We start from the raw sequence: 15,332 nt of genomic DNA, 5'->3' as shown, positions 1-15,332 counted from the left end.
CTTCTGATATTACCAAAAGGGTAATGGGTGCGCCATAAATGGCTGACCATATATGGATAATCCTCAGCTGTGGTAAACTCAGTGATACTGAAAGCAGCTCATAACAACAAAGGAGTCGGGATGAATTCACAATCCCAGGCCAAATCCCCCGAACGTCTGCGTGCGATGGTCGCCGGAACGTTGGCTAATTTCCAGCACCCCACTTTGAAGCATAACCTTACCGCGCTGAAGGCACTGCACCACGTTGCCTGGCTCGACGATACCGTGCATATCGAGATTCAAATGCCGTTCGTCTGGCACAGCGCCTTTGAGGATTTAAAAGAGCAATGCAGCGCCGATCTGCTGCGTATCACTGGCGCCCAGGCGATCGACTGGAAGCTGACGCACAGCATCGCCACGCTGAAGCGGGTGAAAAACCAGCCGGGTATCAACGGCGTTAAAAATATTATCGCCGTCAGCTCCGGTAAAGGTGGGGTTGGTAAATCCTCTACGGCGGTCAACCTCGCGCTGGCGCTGGCTGCGGAAGGGGCGAAGGTCGGGATCCTCGATGCCGATATCTATGGCCCGTCGATTCCTAACATGCTCGGGGCGGAAGATCAGCGTCCTACTTCGCCTGACGGCACCCACATGGCGCCGATCATGCGCTTTGGCCTTGCCACCAACTCCATCGGCTACCTGGTGACCGACGATAACGCGATGGTGTGGCGCGGTCCAATGGCCAGCAAAGCGCTGCTGCAAATGCTGCAGGAGACAATGTGGCCGGATCTCGACTATCTGGTGCTGGATATGCCCCCAGGCACCGGCGACATTCAGCTGACCCTGGCGCAGAATATTCCGGTGACCGGGGCGGTAGTGGTAACCACGCCGCAGGATATTGCGCTGATCGATGCGAAAAAAGGCATCGTGATGTTCGAGAAGGTGGAAGTGCCGGTATTAGGCATCGTGGAAAACATGAGCATGCATATTTGCAGCAACTGTGGGCACCATGAGGCTATCTTCGGCACCGGCGGTGCCGAGAAACTGGCAGAGAAATACCATACTCAACTGCTGGCCCAGCTGCCGCTGCATATTAATCTGCGCGAAGATCTCGATAATGGCACGCCTACCGTGGTGGCCCGTCCGGAAAGCGAGTTCACCGACATCTACCGTCAGCTGGCGGGAAGAGTGGCGGCACAGCTCTACTGGCAAGGGGAAGTCATTCCCAGTGAGATTGCCTTCCGCGCGGTGTAACGTCGGCGGATAAGACAACGCCCTGTCCTTCTCTATGCCAGCGCTGGCAGGAAAAGGGCAGGGCGTTTTCGTTGGCGCCATCGCTGATGATGCGCTCAGTCATTAATGCTGGTAGAAAATCTCGCCGTCATAAATTTTGACGATTTTCCCTTCGGTATCGGTGATCAGCACGTAGCTGCCGCCCATATAGGTGTAGTGGGTACCGGCTTGCGGAGCAGGCAGGTTACGCTGCTGCCACTGCTTGATGTTGTATTCCGGAGTGAGATACAGCGGTGGTACGGTGTCTCCGACGCGAAACTGGGTGAAGTCTGCGGTGAAACCATCAAGTTCAAATTTTTGCGGGCCGCTGGAGGCCGCCCATACGGTGCTGGTGCTGGCCAACAGGACGCCCAGAAGCATCATTTTTGTCTTGCGCATATTTTCCTCATTATTATCCTGGATTACCCTGGACACAAAATCGCAGCCTCGTATCATTCCTGAAGCATGGCGGGGATGGCAAGCGTTGGTTGCGTTAAATATGTAAGAAAACGATGGGCAGGGTGTCTGATTGGGCGGATCGCGCCCGTTTTGAGAACAATCCGGAGATCTGGATTCGGGAGTGTTTATGTTCAGACTGGAAGATCTGACGTTATTTGTTCGGGCGGCGGCATTGGGCAGTTTCAGCGACGCCGCGCGTGAGGTTGGCCAGCAACCGGCGCAGGTCAGCGCGGCGATTAAGCGCCTGGAAACCATGCTCAATATTCGTCTGTTTGCGCGCTCGACCCGCAGTTTGCGCCTTACCCCGGAAGGGGAAACCTGGCTGCCCTATGCCACCCAGATGCTCGATACGCTACACGCCGGGTTACAAAAAATTCAGGTGCCGGATGATGAAGTGCGCGGCACCTTGCAAATCGCAGTGCCCTCCGACCTTGGGCGTAATTTGTTGCTGACCGTCTTTCGGTCGTTTCGCCAGCGTCACCCGGCGCTGAAGCTGCGGATCCTCTTTTCCGATCATCGCACCGATGTGTTTAAAGACCCGGTGGATGTCGCCTTTCGCTATGGCGACAACGACGATGCCTCGTTTATTTCACTGCCCGTCGTGCCGGAAAACCGTCGGGTGCTGGTGGCCTCCCCGGCGTGGATTGCCGAACATGGCGAGCCGCAAACGCCCCAGGCGCTGGCCCAGCACAACGCGCTGCTGTACGTGTTGCGCGGGCGGCAGTTCGATCGCTGGCCGGTCAGCCTTGACGGCGTGGTGGAACATATCCAGGTTTCTGGCACCATTGTCAGCGACGACGCCGAGGTGATCCGCCGGCTGGCGATTGCCGGCGAGGGATTTGCCTATAAGTCGGCGCTGGATGTCAGAGACGATATTCGCGCCGGGCGTCTGCAGGTGCTGTTACCGCACTACCAGGGCGACCTGGTGCCGCTGAATATGATTTGCCCGCACCGCAAGCAGCTCTCCGCCGCGGTGCGTTTACTGTATGAAGAGGTGAAAGCGCACTGCGAAGCGGGGCAGGGCTAATCTGCATACGATGAAAGATTAGCCCCATCTTCGCTTAGTGGCGCACCAGGGTGGCGAAGTAGTAGACCAGCGGAATGGCGAGGATCCACAATCCCAGCGGGATCTCGCGCCATTTGCCGGCAACGGTTTTAATCATGATGTAAAACAGCAGCCCGCCGGCGATGCCGGTCCCGAAGCTGTTGGCGATCAGGGTGATCATCACCATCATCAATACCGGCAACCCGTCGGTGAAATTAGCCAGATCGACTTTGCGCAGGCCGCTGAACATGTTCAGACCGATCAGGATCAGCGCCGGGGCGGTGGCCTCTTTGGGGATCATCAGGGCCACCGGGGTGAACAGCAGCATCAGCAAAAACATCACCGCTGCCGCCAGCGCCGTTAACCCGGTTTTGCCGCCGGCTTCTGCCGCTGCTGAGGATTCGATCAGCGCGGTTGCTGCCGGAATGCCCAGCCATGGGCCGATGGCGGCGGCGATTGAATCGACCATAAACGGCCGGTTGATCTGCGGCATATTGCCTTCGTCATCCAGCAGCCCCGCTTCGCCGCCGACCGCCAGGGTGGTCCCCATGGTGGAGAAAAACTCGGAGGCGAAAAAGACGAACAGGAACGGCAGGAAGGCGATATTCAGCGCTCCCAGCATATCGATATGGCCCAGCACCGGCGCGAGCGAGTGCGGCATATCGATAAAGCTGGCGGGTAAGCGGGTCACGCCAGCGGGAATACCGATCAGCGTGGCAAACAGGATTGCCCACAGAATGGCCCCCGGAATGCGTCGCGCCTGCAGGGCGATAGCGAGAAACAGGCCGCACAGCGCCACCAGCGCGCCGGGGGAGAGGAAATCTCCCAGCATCAGGGCGTTGGTTTTGGCGTTTGCCAGCACCAGGCCTGCGTTACGAAAGCCCAGTACAGCGACAAACAGGCCGATCGAGGCCGTTAGCCCCAGCTTGATTGACTGCGGCACCGAGCGGGTCACCACTTCGCGCAGGCCGAATGTGGTGAGCAGGAAGAACAGGATCCCAGACCAACAGGCGATACCGAGCCCGATTTGCCAGCCGATACCCTCACTGCCGGCCAGCGTCACCCCCACCAGCACCGAGCCGCCAATGCCGGGGCCAACGATAAACGGTAGGTTGGCGTAAAAGGCCATCAGCAATGTTCCGGCAACGAACACCAGAATTGTCCCGGTGGTGGCGGCGCCTTTGTCCATACCGCCCACCGCCAGCAGGCCGGGGATCACCACCAGCAGATAGGCGGCGGCAAGAAAGCCGGTCACCCCGGCGAGGCATTCGGTACGCAGCGTGCTGCCGCGGGAGCGCAGGGAAAAACGCCGCTCCAGCCAGCTTCCCTGCGCGGAGGTATGCAGTGTGTTGTCGGCCATGTTCAGGCTCCCCGATGATTATTGTTGTGATCGGTTGGGGCCGGGGTTTCCCGGCATGCTATCAACGGTTCGACGATCTGGCGGGTGGTGCCATCGGTCAAACCTAAATCAGTCAAATGTGGCCCGGCATTACAGGCGAGGCAGGTTCCCTCAATGGCCTTAAATACCCGGTAGGGCGGCTCCCAGTCGGCGATTTGTGCGCTGAGGTCGCGTAATTCACGGAACTGCTGCGCCAGCTCGACGGCCGGCAGGTCGGACAGCATACCGGCAATCGGCATCGCCACGTGGGCCAGAATAGTGCCTTGCTGGGCAAGCGCCATTCCGCCGCCGGACGCAATCAGCTGGTTGGCGGCCTGCGCCATGTCGGCGGGATGGCGTCCCAGCACCACAAGGTTGTGGGAGTCGTGGGAGTAGCTGGTGGCGATGGCGCCGCGCAGCTCGCCCCAGCCTTCTAGCAGGGCGATTTGCGGCGTGGCCTGGTGACGTCCGTGGCGGTGCTTCACCCAGATCAGGCTGAAGCCTTCCGGCAGCTGGACTTCGCCGTCGCGAACCTGCACCTCGACCTCTCCCCATTGGGTAAAGCGCGCGCCGCGGATATGCCGCAGACGGGCCACGCCGTGCACGATGCCCGGCACCCGCAGCACAAAATCCGCAGCTTGCAGCGGCGCCAGATGTAGCGTATCGCGCGGCGGCAAGACGCCAGCAGCCGCCGGGATCGGCTGGAGGACCGCGCCGTCACGGGCGATCGACTTCCCGGCCACAAAGACCTCACGGGCCTGCAGGGTTTCGAGGTTGTCAAAGACCACCAGATCGGCGCGGCGACCGGCGGCAATCAGCCCCAAATCGTTACGTTGCAGGCGAATCGCGGCGTTGAGGGTCGCGAAGCGTAGGACGTCGGTGGCGGCCAGACCGTGGCTAATCAGCAGGTTGAGCAGGGCGATAATCCCGCCTTTTTCCAGCAGCATATCCGGCGGCACATCGTCGGTGCAGACGGTGATCTGCGAGGAGAGATGCGGGAGGGTTTTCAGGGCCTTCACAATATCCGGCAGCAGGTACGGATGCGAGCCACGCAGTTCCAGAGTCAATCCGGCGCGCAGCTTTTCCAGCGCGTCTTCTGCCGAGGTTAGCTCATGATCGGAGGTCACCCCAGCGGCAAGGTAGGCCTGCAGATCGGCGCCGCTCAGGCCACGGGCGTGGCCTTCGATCAGCTTGCCGCTGTCGAGACCGGCCTGGACAATCTCCAGCATCCGCGCGCTGCCGTTGAGCACCCCGTGCATGTCCATCACTTCCGCCACGCCGCAGACTTCAGGCCATGCCAGCATGGTGGTCATCTCGGCACCCGCGAAATCCGCCCCCGACATTTCCAGCCCCGGCGTCGATGGCACGCTGGAAGGGGCGGCAACCATCACCTGCAGCGGCAGATGGCGGCTGGCGTCTACGGCATAGCGCACGCCTTCCACGCCGAGGACGTTGGCCAGCTCATGGGGATCCCAGAAGACCGCCGTGGTCCCCTGCGCGAGGACGATTTCGGCGTAGCGCTCGGGCGGCAGATGGGAGCTTTCAAGGTGGACGTGGGTATCGATCAGCCCCGGTGAAAGGTAGGCGCCTTCCAGCGACTGGCGCTGGTGCGCGTCTGTCCGGCTGCCGCGTGGATGCACGCTGGCGATCATCTCGCCAACGATGCCGACATCGGCGGCGCGGACTTCGCCGGTGACCATATCGACGATCTGCCCGTCGGTCAGTAACAGGTCAAACGGTGTTTCGCCTCTGGCGGCCTGGACGGCACGGCGGCGATTTTCTGCATTGCTGGACATAACAACTCCGGCACAAGGATAATGGCGATACTCTAGGCGCACAGCAAACGTTTGCCCAGATGAATAAATTTATCACCCGATAAGCTCGGGTTATTCTGCCTGACTACCCTTAGCGAAGAACATCATGACCGAACCGTGGCAGCGCCTGCCCGCGCTTTCCCTCAAGCAGCTACAGTACTTTGTCACCCTGGCGGAGCTGCGCCATTTCACCGATACCGCGAACCGCCTGGCCATCAGCCAGCCGGCGCTGAGCAGCGCACTGCGCCAGGTGGAAACGGTGCTCGGCGGCAAGCTGGTGAACCGGACCGCCTCTGCGGTGACCCTGACCGAACTGGGGGCGGCAATTTTGCCCCACGCCCGGCGGGTGCTGAGCGTGGCCCAGCTGGCGTTTCAGGATATGCAGCAGATTGTGGCGGCCGGCGGCGATGGCACCGTGCGTATTGGACTGGTGCCTTCGGTCAGTTCGCTGTTGTTTCCGCTGCTGCCGCAGCTGCTGGCGCAAACCTTTCCCTGGCTGCGGGTTGAGTTCCACGATCAGACCAACGATGCGCTGGTGCGGGAGCTGCAAAGCGGCAAGATTGACTTTGGTATCGGCGCTATCGACAGTTCGCTGCCCGCAGAGTTGCAGGTCTACCCGCTGCGGGAAGACCCATTTGTGGCAGTGCTGCACCGTGACGACCCGCTGGCGGCGCAGCCGCATTTACCGTGGAAACTGTTGGCCGGGCGCGATATTGCCGTGTTCTCGAAAGGCAATATTCAACGTCTGGTCGGCGCGCTGGCGGAGAGCCATCGGCTGACCCTGAACACCCGGTATCAGGTGGACTATATTGAAACCCTGTATGGCCTGGTGCGCTCGAGTCTGGCAATAGCCATCCTGCCGGCGCTCTATACCACCCATTTACAGGATCCGGCATTGCAGATTGCGCAGCTCCAGCAGCCGGCGCTGGCGCGTACCGTGGCGTTAATGCGCGGGCCGCAGCCGCTGCCGCCGTTAATTGAAGAGTGTTTTTTATTGTTGCTGAGTTCGCTGCGCGAATCGGCGGCGCGCCTCAGGGCAGAGGGGTAAACCGGGCGTTCAGTATCTTACAGGTAAAAAAATACCCCACAGCCACAGGCTGCGGGGTAGGGTAAGTCACTGAATAAACTTACGGAGTAACGATGTTGAACCAGAACTCAAATTTGTCCATATAGCTCAGCATTTCGTCCAGCTTCGCGGCATTCCCGGTAATGGTCACGTCACCATTATCAACAGCCTGCTTCAGCGTTTCCTGCTTCAGGATAATCTTGTTCAGCGCATCGCGGCTCAGCGTGATGTTGGCATCCGCATCTTTCGCTTCGACGTTAGCGGTGTGGTTCAGCACGCCGTTTTCCAGCTCCAGCTTGTACTTGCCGCCGTCTTTACCAAGGTCAACGTTGAAGATTGCTTTGGCATTGCCTGCTTTCTCACCGTTGATATGCACGCCCAGATAATCGAAGAACATTTCCGGGGTCATCGCACGCACGGTATCCGGGCTGGCGGTGTTCGGCGTCGGCAGTTGCTGTACGCCGTTACGCAGTTCCTGAGCACCGGTCAGGTAGAAGTTACGCCACGTGCCCGCTTCGGCCTGGTAACCCAGTTGCTCCAGCGCATCCGCTTCCAGATTACGCGCTTCCTGGTTTTTCGGGTCAGCAAATACAACTTTGCTGGTGACCTGAGCTACCCAACGGTAGTTACCCTGGCTGTAATCCTCTTTGGCTTTCTTCAGCACGTTGCTCGCGCCGCCCATGTAATCAACAAACTTCTTCGCCGCTTCTTCTGGCGCCAGTTCGTCGAGGGTTGCCGGGTTGCCATCGAACCAGCCGAGATAGAACACGTAGGTGGCTTTCACGTCGTGGCTGACGGAACCGTAGTAACCGCGGCTTGCCCACTGTTTTTCCAGTGACGGCGGCAGCTTGAAGTTCGCGGCGATCTCATCACGGGTCAGGCCTTTGTTGGCCAGGCGCAGCGTCTGGTCATTGATAAAGCGATACATGTCGCGCTGACCTTTCATCAGCTTAACAATGTTTTCGTTACCCCAGGTCGGCCAGTGGTGCTGGGCGATAATCACTTCGGCATCGCTGCCCCAACGCTCGATGGCGGCGTTGATATACTTCGACCATGCCAGTGGGTCACGGATTTTTGCGCCACGCAGAGAGTAGGTGTTGTGCAGCGTATGGGTGACGTCTTCTGCTGCTTCAATCAGTTTCTTCTCTTTGATGTACCACAGCATTTCTGACGGCGCTTCAGAGCCCGGTGCCATCATAAAATCGTAAGTCAGACCATCGATAACTTCTTCTTGCCCGGTATGGGTGATGTAGTCCGTTGGCTGCAGCAGGGTTACCGTACCGGCAGAGGTGGTGGTCCCCAGACCGGCGCCGACCTGGCCTTTCGCGTCAGGCTTCAGCAGGTTACCGTACATGTAGCTGGCGCGACGGCTCATGGCGTTACCGGCCATAATGTTTTCAGACACGGCTTCTTTCATGAATCCGTCCGGGGCGTAGATTTTCACTTTGCCCGCTTTCACGTCTGCTTCATCAACCACACCACGGATACCGCCGTAGTGGTCTACGTGGCTGTGGGTGAACAGCACCGCAACGACCGGTTTTTTACCACGGTTTTTGTAGTACAGGTCCAGGGCTTCTTTCGCCGGCTCTGCAGACAATAACGGGTCAATAATGGTGATGCCTTTATCGCCTTCAACAATGGTCATGTTGGAGAGATCGAGGTTACGAATCTGATAAACGCCGTCGGTGACTTTATACAGGCCGCTGATATTGATCAGCTGAGACTGACGCCACAGGCTTGGGTTAACGGTCGCAGGAGCTTTTTCGCCTTCTTTAATGAAGTCGTACTTCGCCGGATCCCAGATAACGTTACCTTGTGCGCCTTTAATCACTTCTTGTGGCAGCGCGGCAACGAAACCTTTGTGCGCATTTTCAAAGTCAGTTTTGTCGGCAAATGGCAACTTATTATAAAGCGCGTTATTTGCCTGTTGAGTGGCTTCTGTTGCATCTTTCGGTATTACTTGCGCGAAAGCGGAAACAGAAAGAGAAGTTAAAACACCGGCCAGTGCCAGATGTTTTGCGATCTGATTTAATTTCATTGAAGGGCCTCTTGGATAATTTTTGTCATCCTCAACAAATAATGATGAAGGGACAAAAGCAAATCTGGAGTAATTGTTGACCATTGTAAGGGAATTGAATTAGTGCGATAGTCCCAAATGGGACTGGCTGGTGGTCAGGATATGTTCACGGTGAATAGATAGTGCGTTCACTGCTATACTTCAGTTGTTGGCACAGGGGACAGAAAGGGGAATGGTGTGAATTTTCAGGACGTGCACAGCTATTATCAAGGTCTTAAAATAGATACCTATCTGGCGGAAATAACCGAAGAGGGCGAAGCGCTGTCTGTTGCGTTAAATAAAAAATTAGTATTAAAGCCCGGCTGTATCTATTTTTGCGTTAAAGGTTCTTTAGCCATGGTGATGCCAGATAATGGACTCATGATTGGTAATACTATTGAGCATATGCCGGTGGGATTGTTGGAAAGATATTGCCCACTGGCGAAATTTGAATATATTTCGGTGGCACCTGCGGAGGTTATCAAAATATCCTACGAGGCGTTTGATCGTATTTTTATGAAAAACGACCCGCAACGCATCCAGGAGCTGACGACCATTCTGGTGTATATGACCATCTTTACCATCGACCTGCACAACGAACGTCGTCAGCTGACCAGCTACCAGACTATCCGGCCGATGCTGTTTCGTTACCTGTATCGCCAGAATGCACATAAGGGCGAAAACGAGGGGCTGGCGCTGTTTATCATCCGCCGGACCAACCTGTCACGAACCCACGTTTTCCGGGTGCTTGCCGAACTGAAAGCCGGGGGGTATATCACCATGGAGAGAGGCAAGCTGATTTCTATTGATCGACCGCTGCCGGAAGACTACTAGGCAGAAAGGCACTCACGGATGGCCTGCAACCATAAGCAGCAGTTAAAGACCAGGCAAAATGACGCGGTGCATCATTTGCTGTCTGCGCTTGCCATCATCCCTACCCTGGCCGATTGCCGACAATCGGCAAATATGATCTGCCTTCCTTTGCCGTAAACCTGCCCCAACACCGAGAAACGAAGCCATCCGAGAAGTACGGCTTGCGCAGGCCCGCGCGCGTTAAAACAGCTGGCGCTTCGATTACAACACAAAAAATGGTAGGAAATATGGAGATATATGCGATTGCAAATAATATTCATTTTCATTATCGTTTGCATTCCGTAAACTACTGTAAAGAAATATTACATGTCTACAGCATCTGTAAAGAAAGCCGCGTTCTGCGCCCTGGCCGTTGCCGTTTCTCTTCACCCTTTCTGCGCATCTGCAAAGGCGTTCAGTGAGAAGGAATTTCGCTCACAGCCCCTGGGGCGTGGGGTTTATGAGTTAGCCTATGACAACCAGCAGCAGGCGATTTATGCCGCCTCGGCACCCTCATTTGAGAAAGATAAAACCGCTGGCGTGGTGTTCAGACTGGCAGCCGATTCTTTGCAGATTAAGGATAAAATCGCCACCGAGCGTCGCACCTTTGCGCTCTCACTGGATGAAGAAAACCATGTTCTCTATCTGGGCAATGCACTGGACGGCTCGGTGATGCTGCTGGACACGCTCACTGGCAAGGTGATTAACACCATCCAGTTGAGCGATGATTCTGATCCTGAGAAAAAAGCCCACGTTCGTGAAGTGGTGCTCGATAAGCACAATCAGCGTCTGTATGTCTCCGGGATCGGGAGTAAAGACAAAGGGCTGCTCTGGGTCGTCGATACCCGCAAACAGCAGTTGCTGGACACCATCGGGAAAATCGAGCCGGTGGGGTTTGCGGTGGATGCCACGGGTGAGAGGGTTTATGTGGTCACCGGCCACGGCGAGTTGGTTACCCTTGATGGCAAGACCTCGACGCTGCTCTCCCGCGTGAAGGTCGACCCGGCCGAGAGCAATCACTACTTCCTCAATATCGCGCTGAATAGCGCCGCAGGCGTAGGCTATATCGCCGACACCAATACTCGCGACCTGCTGGTGGTGGACCTGCGCTCCGGCAAGCTGCTGCATCGCATTGCCACGCCGAACTCCATTGCCGTGCTGTATAACGCCGCGCGCGATGAAATCTATGTGACCCACCGCAACGATCGCTCGATAAGCGTGATTGATGCCAAAACCAACCGCGTCAAGCACACCATCAAAACGGCGGCCATGCCGAACAGCCTGGTGCTTTCTGCTGATGCCAGAACGCTGTATGCCAGCGTCAAACAAGACGAAAAATCCGACCAGGCTGACTACGTTCTCAAGATTGATCTAACTACATTTTAAGGGCTTTTTTTGTGACGATTAAGACACGCATGGCCGTGGCGATTGCGCTCGCCATTGCCACCCTGCCGGCAGTGGTTTATGCGGCAGACAGCGCCCCGGCCAACGAAGATCAAATGGTGGTGACCGCTACCGGCTTTACTCAAGAGCGACGCGAGGCGCCAGCGACTATCTCGGTGCTTGATGAGAAAGCGCTCAATACCCGTTCAAACCAGAATGTGACGGAAGCCATCCGCGAGATGCCAGGTGTGCTGGTCGGCAACGGCCACGGCAGCCTGGCAACCGGTGATGTACAGATGCGCGGCATGGACTCTTCATATACCTCGTTTATGGTAAACGGTATTAAGCAGTCGACCCGTGAATCCCGACCTTACGGGCACCATATCGGTACTGAAGCGGCTTTTATGCCGCCGCTGGCCGCCATTGAACGGGTTGAGGTGATTCGCGGACCGATGTCCTCGCTGTATGGATCTGACTCTATTGGCGGCGTGGTTAACGTCATCACCAAAAAAGCGTACAACCTCGATACGTGGACGGGGGTGCTGGAGGATAATTACTTCCTGCAGGAGAAAAGCGAATACGGCAACACCAACCAGAGCAACGTTTTCTTGATGGGACCGGTGGTGCCGGGCAAGCTCGGGGTAAGCGTGGCGGCGGATTATCTTGACCGTCGCGATGATGATAGCCCGGCTAAGCAGCGTTTTGTGAAGCACGAAGCGGGGAATCTGGATGCGACGATTTCCATGTCGCCCACCGATACCCAACTGTGGGATCTGAACGCCACCAAAGGCAATCAGGAGAAAACCCATAACGATAAGCAGTGGTACTGGGGTTTTGACCGCGATGCGGCCTCGCTTTCGCAGCACGCCTGGTACGGCGATGACCTGCTGGAGGTCAAGAACTTCATCAGCTATGAGAAAGCGCGCACGGAATATCGGGTGCCGGGCATGGACTCGCAATTTATTAAGCAGAATAACTTCGAAGCCAACAGCGCGAACACCTTTAGCCTGGGCGATCACAAGCTGACGTTAGGCATCAACTTCACCCGTAACGAGCTGAATGACACCTTTGGAATAGAAGACAAGCAGGCGCCCGGCGTGACGCCGGTCAGCAAGATCACTCGCCACGGCTGGGCGGTCTTTGCGGAAGATGCCTGGATGATGGTGCCGGATTTCACCCTGACCACCTCAGCGCGTCTCGATCATGACAGCTATTTTGGCTACCACGTCACCCCTAAGCTGTACGGTAACTGGACCTTGAATGAGTCATGGGCACTGAAAGGCGGCGTGTCCGCCGGGTATAAGAAGCCGGATCTACGCGAGAATAACGCCGGTTTTACCAGCGTCTACGGCGCATATCCCTACTCTGAAATCGGTATTGGTAATGATGATCTGAAGCCGGAGCAGAGCATCAACACCGAGCTGGGGGTGTACTGGCAGCAGGATGCACTGGCGCTGGATGCCACAATCTTCCACACCAAATTCAAAGACAAAATCAGCGATCACACCATCTGTACGGCGTCCGCGACCCAGAAATGTCAATACAATGGCTACACCGCAGACACCGTGTCGCAATACATTAACGTTGGTGATGTGCAGATCTACGGTCTGGAGCTGAACGGCGACTGGCAGGCCACCGCCGCACTGAAAGCCAACGCGAACTATACCTATACCCACAGCGAACAGAAGAGCGGTGAATATAAAGGGTACGCGCTGAGCGATTTCCCGAGCAGCATGGCCAACGTATCGCTGACCTGGAATACAACCAACGATCTCGAACTATGGACCCGGGCAAGCTGGCGCAGCAACTCGCCGGATATCGGCAAGTCCACCTCCACCGAGGCCTACGCGCTGGTGGATCTCGGCGCTCGTTATCACCTGAACAAGCACGTTACCCTGATGAGCGGCATCTACAATCTGTTTGATGTGAACCCGATTTACAGCACCTCTTACCGACAGACCGCGATGCTGGAAGGGCGCCGCTATAATTTCGGCGGCCGCATCGAGTTCTGAGCATAAGGCAGGGGTTGTGTCTTTGGCTTGTGGCTGGCCTGAACCAAACAGGGATTAACGAGACGTTAATCCCAACTTATCGCATATTGACTGGCATTATCGAAAATTAGGTCTTGAACCATACCAAAATTGATAGTTTGATTTTTATTTACTTTTTCTTACAGAATTTGGATTATTAGCCCAGCTAAGAATTTTCTTATTTTGAGGCTGTGTATGTTAAAAAAAGGTTTGCTTTGTCTTGTAGTCTGTTTCTTGTCGGGATGTGCAAAAACTGCGGCACCGAACTATTTCAATGGACACTATTACATGGCTGGAGATGATTCCTGTAGACATATCAGGCAGATTGACTATGCAAGGGTCATGTGCATGGATGAAGACTATGTTGAAACTGGCTATCGAGATGCGATGACACAAGGTGACATGCAGATGTATCAGATGCAGCAAATGAATCAGCAGATGCAGATGGCACAATTAAATCAGCAATTACAACAAACCGGGCAATCATTCCAGAGTTCAGGGCAGCAGATATTACAGCAGAGTCAATCATACTCCGCCCCGCAGGTTCAGTCTTATGGTTCATCTGGAACCACGATTTATAACCGAGTAGGGAATAATGTGATCGGATCAGATGGTACTTCCTGCACATATGTAGGCCAGAGTCTTATTTGTAGATGAATAAATCAGACTGGGTTCTTTTACCCACGAAAATGTCCCGTTTATTAAGAAGCTGTAATTTCGATTTTGTTGTATTTAATCTTGGATATATATGAGAAAAATTATAGCTCTGTCTTTACTGCTTTGCTCTTTCACTGCTACAGCTGAAAAACAACAATTGTCCAACTCTGGAAATCTGCAACCATACCGTAATACCACCGAGGACTATATCAAAAACCTGTTTAGCACTACCTGTGAGCTGGCGTTAAAAGGTGGTATCAACACAAATGTACCAATTGACCAATCAGCAAAAGGGCTTATTGCACAAGCAACGCAGGGAATGGAGAAGGGTACCTCTGCCTATAATACAATCTATAATGTTGTCATTCTTAGCGCTTCAATCGGCTTGAGTATAAAGGATAAAGGGGGAAGCATTACTCAAGATAAGACAAAAATAACTACCTGCGGTAATGCTTTGAGCTATATAGAGAAAATTGGTTTTATGTCTAAAATAGTCGCAGACTTAAACGCACCGGAACCGTCAGCGAAGGCAAAAGCCGATCGTGATGCCTCGGATGATAGTGTGTACAGAACAACTGCCATAGCCTTGATGAAAATGTACGATGAAAACGAAGTTGCAGCAGATGAAAAGATTGGCGGTCGAAAAGTTGAGGTCAAGGGTATTGTCCAGAGTATTGATAAAGACTTTTCAGGCAGTGTAGTTGTTTTACTCCAAAGTGGGAATGAGTTCATGCCTGCTCGGTTTGGTATGGAAGAAACTGAAAAAAACAAAGCTGCCAGTTTGAGAAAAGGTCAGACCGTCAGTATTTTGTGCGAAAAAATGATGTTTTTTATGGGTTCACCTTCTGGAGGTCGCTGCCAGTTTAATTGATCAGCGAGGGAGGGAAGATCGTATTAACTGCCATCTGTCGGGGAGAACGGTTATATGCTGGTGACGTTCTCCAACATGTCCATCGTAATAGTTATGAATTGTCACGAACTCCTCTTCTGCCATGTGCTCTTTAAGCAAAGCTTGCGTGATGAGGTTTACTCATTCTATTTTTTGTTTCATTATCTCGTGAAGTTTGCCCCTGAAGATGATGTCCCCTGACATGCTTAAAGCTGTTATCCTTGGCCCTAAAGGGCCGCTTTTGCCGTTTACAAGACTTCCCGCTGGCATTACTATCCTGATCAGGGATTAATGAGGAGCATTAATCGCAAGTTTTTGATTTTGATTTAAATGACTCGGGGTGCCCTTCTTTGTGAAGGCTGAGAAAAACCCGTAGTACCTGATCTGGATAATGCCAGCGTAGGGGGCCAAAACTTGGCCTACTTATCATGGAATTGACTCTCTTTTTGTCGGTG

At 54.8% G+C, this 15,332-nt stretch carries 12 protein-coding genes and 1 riboswitch; of the genes, 8 read left to right on the top strand and 4 right to left on the bottom strand.

What is annotated here, in order from left to right; translation table 11 throughout:
• The first annotated feature begins 120 nt into the window (after window positions 1-120).
• A complete protein-coding gene (apbC, locus tag ACMYSO_RS06405) occupies window positions 121-1,230 on the top strand; it encodes an iron-sulfur cluster carrier protein ApbC (RefSeq protein ID WP_123755122.1) in 1,110 nt (369 codons plus the stop codon).
• 102 nt (window positions 1,231-1,332) lie between these two features.
• On the opposite strand, the gene ACMYSO_RS06400 is transcribed toward apbC, so the two are convergent.
• Window positions 1,333-1,647, bottom strand: coding sequence for an RcnB family protein (locus ACMYSO_RS06400; protein ID WP_434669828.1), 315 nt, complete (start codon window positions 1,645-1,647; stop codon window positions 1,333-1,335).
• A 187-nt stretch (window positions 1,648-1,834) separates the two neighbouring features.
• On the opposite strand from ACMYSO_RS06400, the gene ACMYSO_RS06395 reads away from it, so the two are divergent.
• Window positions 1,835-2,734 (top strand): LysR family transcriptional regulator, encoded by a 900-nt coding sequence (locus ACMYSO_RS06395; protein WP_434669827.1) that lies wholly within the window; start codon window positions 1,835-1,837, stop codon window positions 2,732-2,734.
• 34 nt (window positions 2,735-2,768) lie between these two features.
• Here the strand turns inward: ACMYSO_RS06395 and ACMYSO_RS06390 are convergent, their stop codons facing one another.
• The gene (locus tag ACMYSO_RS06390; protein WP_331851503.1) at window positions 2,769-4,112 is read right to left on the bottom strand and encodes an NCS2 family permease; all 1,344 of its coding nucleotides are present in this window, start codon (window positions 4,110-4,112) and stop codon (window positions 2,769-2,771) included.
• Between the two features lie 2 nt (window positions 4,113-4,114).
• Complete coding sequence (locus ACMYSO_RS06385) at window positions 4,115-5,926, bottom strand: adenine deaminase (protein ID WP_434669826.1); 1,812 nt, start codon at window positions 5,924-5,926, stop codon at window positions 4,115-4,117.
• A 121-nt stretch (window positions 5,927-6,047) separates the two neighbouring features.
• Here ACMYSO_RS06385 and ACMYSO_RS06380 point away from each other — a divergent pair, with 121 nt between their 5' ends.
• Window positions 6,048-6,992 (top strand): LysR family transcriptional regulator, encoded by a 945-nt coding sequence (locus ACMYSO_RS06380; RefSeq protein ID WP_434670759.1) that lies wholly within the window; start codon window positions 6,048-6,050, stop codon window positions 6,990-6,992.
• Between the two features lie 79 nt (window positions 6,993-7,071).
• Here ACMYSO_RS06380 and ACMYSO_RS06375 read toward each other — a convergent pair whose 3' ends face one another.
• Window positions 7,072-9,048 (bottom strand): alkyl/aryl-sulfatase, encoded by a 1,977-nt coding sequence (locus tag ACMYSO_RS06375; RefSeq protein WP_434669825.1) that lies wholly within the window; start codon window positions 9,046-9,048, stop codon window positions 7,072-7,074.
• Window positions 9,049-9,264: 216 nt separating this feature from the next.
• Here ACMYSO_RS06375 and ACMYSO_RS06370 point away from each other — a divergent pair, with 216 nt between their 5' ends.
• The 5 genes from ACMYSO_RS06370 (at window position 9,265) to ACMYSO_RS06350 (ending at window position 14,859) form a co-directional block, all read left to right on the top strand.
• On the top strand, window positions 9,265-9,900 hold the full coding sequence (locus tag ACMYSO_RS06370; RefSeq protein ID WP_434669824.1) for a helix-turn-helix domain-containing protein: 636 nt from the start codon (window positions 9,265-9,267) through the stop codon (window positions 9,898-9,900).
• Window positions 9,901-10,245: 345 nt separating this feature from the next.
• Window positions 10,246-11,304, top strand: a complete 1,059-nt coding sequence (locus ACMYSO_RS06365; protein ID WP_434669823.1) for a YncE family protein — start codon at window positions 10,246-10,248, stop codon at window positions 11,302-11,304.
• Between the two features lie 29 nt (window positions 11,305-11,333).
• Window positions 11,334-13,313: a TonB-dependent receptor domain-containing protein gene (locus ACMYSO_RS06360; RefSeq protein ID WP_434670758.1), complete on the top strand. Its 1,980-nt coding sequence runs from the start codon at window positions 11,334-11,336 to the stop codon at window positions 13,311-13,313.
• Between the two features lie 366 nt (window positions 13,314-13,679).
• The gene (locus ACMYSO_RS06355) at window positions 13,680-13,988 is read left to right on the top strand and encodes a hypothetical protein (RefSeq protein ID WP_434669821.1); all 309 of its coding nucleotides are present in this window, start codon (window positions 13,680-13,682) and stop codon (window positions 13,986-13,988) included.
• Between the two features lie 91 nt (window positions 13,989-14,079).
• Window positions 14,080-14,859, top strand: coding sequence for an OB-fold protein (locus ACMYSO_RS06350; protein WP_434669820.1), 780 nt, complete (start codon window positions 14,080-14,082; stop codon window positions 14,857-14,859).
• Between the two features lie 344 nt (window positions 14,860-15,203).
• A riboswitch (TPP riboswitch) is annotated at window positions 15,204-15,299 on the top strand.
• Window positions 15,300-15,332 lie beyond the last annotated feature (33 nt).

It is taken from the genome of Klebsiella sp. B345 (genome assembly GCF_051131735.1).
Classification (GTDB): Bacteria; Pseudomonadota; Gammaproteobacteria; order Enterobacterales; family Enterobacteriaceae; genus Klebsiella.
This window is presented reverse-complemented; position numbering and strand designations above follow the sequence as displayed.

Coding starts and splice junctions, on each gene's coding strand:
- apbC (WP_123755122.1), top strand. CDS start 121: ATGAATTCACAATCCCAGGCCAAATCCCCCGAACGTCTGCGTGCGATG.
- ACMYSO_RS06400 (WP_434669828.1), bottom strand. CDS start 1,647: ATGCGCAAGACAAAAATGATGCTTCTGGGCGTCCTGTTGGCCAGCACC.
- ACMYSO_RS06395 (WP_434669827.1), top strand. CDS start 1,835: ATGTTCAGACTGGAAGATCTGACGTTATTTGTTCGGGCGGCGGCATTG.
- ACMYSO_RS06390 (WP_331851503.1), bottom strand. CDS start 4,112: ATGGCCGACAACACACTGCATACCTCCGCGCAGGGAAGCTGGCTGGAG.
- ACMYSO_RS06385 (WP_434669826.1), bottom strand. CDS start 5,926: ATGTCCAGCAATGCAGAAAATCGCCGCCGTGCCGTCCAGGCCGCCAGA.
- ACMYSO_RS06375 (WP_434669825.1), bottom strand. CDS start 9,048: ATGAAATTAAATCAGATCGCAAAACATCTGGCACTGGCCGGTGTTTTA.
- ACMYSO_RS06365 (WP_434669823.1), top strand. CDS start 10,246: ATGTCTACAGCATCTGTAAAGAAAGCCGCGTTCTGCGCCCTGGCCGTT.
- ACMYSO_RS06360 (WP_434670758.1), top strand. CDS start 11,334: ATGGCCGTGGCGATTGCGCTCGCCATTGCCACCCTGCCGGCAGTGGTT.
- ACMYSO_RS06355 (WP_434669821.1), top strand. CDS start 13,680: ATGGATGAAGACTATGTTGAAACTGGCTATCGAGATGCGATGACACAA.
- ACMYSO_RS06350 (WP_434669820.1), top strand. CDS start 14,080: ATGAGAAAAATTATAGCTCTGTCTTTACTGCTTTGCTCTTTCACTGCT.